Origin of the sequence: Actinokineospora sp., assembly GCF_050699995.1 — a bacterium.
In the GTDB taxonomy this organism is placed as follows: domain Bacteria; phylum Actinomycetota; class Actinomycetes; order Mycobacteriales; family Pseudonocardiaceae; genus Actinokineospora.
Map to the genome: position 1 here is coordinate 1 of NZ_JBOHGC010000621.1, position 2,263 is coordinate 2,263.

The window sequence follows — 2,263 nt, forward strand, 5'->3', positions numbered from 1 at the left end:
CACAGGCGTCGGCCATCCGCGTCAGGCCGAGGTTGGTGGAGTGGCTGATCAGCACCGCGATCAGGTTCCGCTTCAACTCCGGGCTGCGGGACTGCTTGCCGCCGGCGTGGGTGAAGCAGTCCAGGAAACCGGTGCGCTTGTCCAGCTCGATCAGCAGCGACACGATCGACGCGAACGGCAGCATCGCGGTCAACTCCGCTTTCAACGCGGTCGCCTCGGCCGGGATGTCCTCCGCCGAGAGCGGGGAGATCACCAGGTCGCCGCCGTCGTCCAGGCGCACCGGCCCGTCTCCGGCGGCCAGGACCTGTTCCAGCTCCCCCAGCGCCTGACCCAGCTCGTCCCCGGCGACGGCCAGCGCGCGGGCGGGGTCGGCGGGTTTGCCCACGAGCCGGCAGAACTCCACGCGCTGCGCCGACCACTTCTCCGCGGTCAGCAAGTAGGTTGCGGGGTCGGAGTAGCGCCGCGAGCCGGGCACGTACACATCGCCGGTGCGCAGCCCGTCGCGCAACCCGAGCAGGGTGCACAGCTCCCAATAGTGCCGATAAGCGTTGGTGCTTCCGGACTTGCGCGCGGTGTCGAGGTAGCCGCGCCACCGCGTGGGCACGAACCCGTCAGGGACGCGCCGGGCACCGGTGGCGTTGAGTTCACGCAGGATCTCCACCGCCTCCAGCAACCCGGTCGCGGCGGTGCCGCCGGCGAACCGCACCGCCGCGAGCACCTGCGGAGTGAACTGGCGCAGATACCCGTACGAGCCATCCAGCGCGGCCAGGTGCCCGTGATCGCGCGGCAACCTCGGCGCGGCCTGCGCCACCGCCGACCGCAGCCGCGGCCACCCGATCCGCTCACCCCGGATCAACCCACCGATCTGCTCGTCGCTGATCTGCGGGTCGGCGATGATGGCCAGCAGATCGTCGAGCAGCGCCTGCCGGTCCTCCCCGGCTTTGCCCCGCTCGGCCAGCGCCTCGCGCATCTTCCGCTCGGCCTTGCCCTCCCGCGCCGAGATGGCCTGATCGAACAACCCCACGACCTCATCGAGCACATCGGTCGCCGACTGCGCCAACAGCGTGAGCAAGATCGGATAGCGCCGCTGCGGACCACGTCGCTCCAGCGCCTGGGCGGTCAACCGGCGGCCGACAGTGGCCAGGAAACGGCGCCGCTCGGCCGGAAGCATCGACAGGTCCAGGGCATCGGCACCCAGGCCGCGCAGAAACTCCAGCTTCGCGACCTCCGCCTTCACCGCAGCCGGCGACGCTTCGACCGCGCCGGTGGACAACCAACGCAGCCGTGTGGCCTTGACCTCGGGGTCGGTGACCAGCAGCCCGTCCAACGCCGCGCACCTGGCGTCGGTGAACTCGTGCGCCAACCCGACGTAGGTCTCCCGCTGCGCCTGCTCCCGGGCGTGCGCGACCCGCTCGACCACAGTCACCGGACCAGGCCGGATCACCCGCGCCGAGATCAGGTACTCACACGCCAGCCGAAACAACAGCGTGGGCGAGTCATGCTCCATCGCCCGCGCCAGCAGAAACTCATCGAGCTCCTTGAGCTCCAGAGTGGACGGCGGGCGCCACCCCAAGTACTGCGCCACCAGCCGCAAGTGCTCAGTGCGGGTCTTCGCCCGACGGCCATAGGACCGCAACTCGCCTGCATCAACACCAAGCTGGTCGGCAAGCCGGGCCACAGCAACCGGCGGCGCAGTGGACACCTTGTCCGGAACGAATCCCAACCACGGCAGCGTGCACAACGTCACCGCCAAGCCCAGCCGGTCTGCCGGACCTCGGCCCCGACCGGGGTCCACGAAGGCGACATCCGCCCGGGTGAGAGTGAAGAACCTGAACAGCTCGTCCCGTCCGATCTCCGGGAAGCCCCGCAGACGCTCCAGCTCCGCGTCCGCGAACACCTGCACCGCCACATATGCCTCCAGCTGGCACCCGAAGATCCCCAGCTCAGAAGCCTACTTGGCCATATCCGCCCGAAATACTTCCTGAGCCTCCCCCACGACTCCGCCGAGGAGCCGACGATGGAGGACATGGACCCCGCGGAGCTGCAGGAGGTCATGGCCGCGGTCGGTGCGTTCAACACCGCCGTTGTGGAAGCGGGCGCGTTCGTGACCGCCGGCGGCCTGCAGCCGCCGTCAAGCGCGACCACGGTGGACTACTCCGGAGACAGCCCCGTCCTCACCCCGGGCCCGTTCGTCGAGGCCGACGAGTACCTCGGTGGCTTCTGGATCATCGAGGCCGAGAACGAGGACGTCGCGATCGAATGG

2 protein-coding genes are annotated in these 2,263 nt (G+C 69.6%); one reads left to right on the forward strand and one right to left on the reverse strand.

The window, feature by feature from the left end:
- Positions 1-1,897, reverse strand: a 1,897-nt coding sequence (locus ACRDSQ_RS29790; RefSeq protein WP_431425657.1) for a DUF4158 domain-containing protein, incomplete at its 3' end; no start/stop codon positions are given.
- A gap of 120 nt (positions 1,898-2,017) precedes the next feature.
- Here ACRDSQ_RS29790 and ACRDSQ_RS29795 point away from each other — a divergent pair.
- The coding region (locus ACRDSQ_RS29795; RefSeq protein ID WP_431425656.1) for a YciI family protein at positions 2,018-2,263 on the forward strand (246 nt) is incomplete at its 3' end.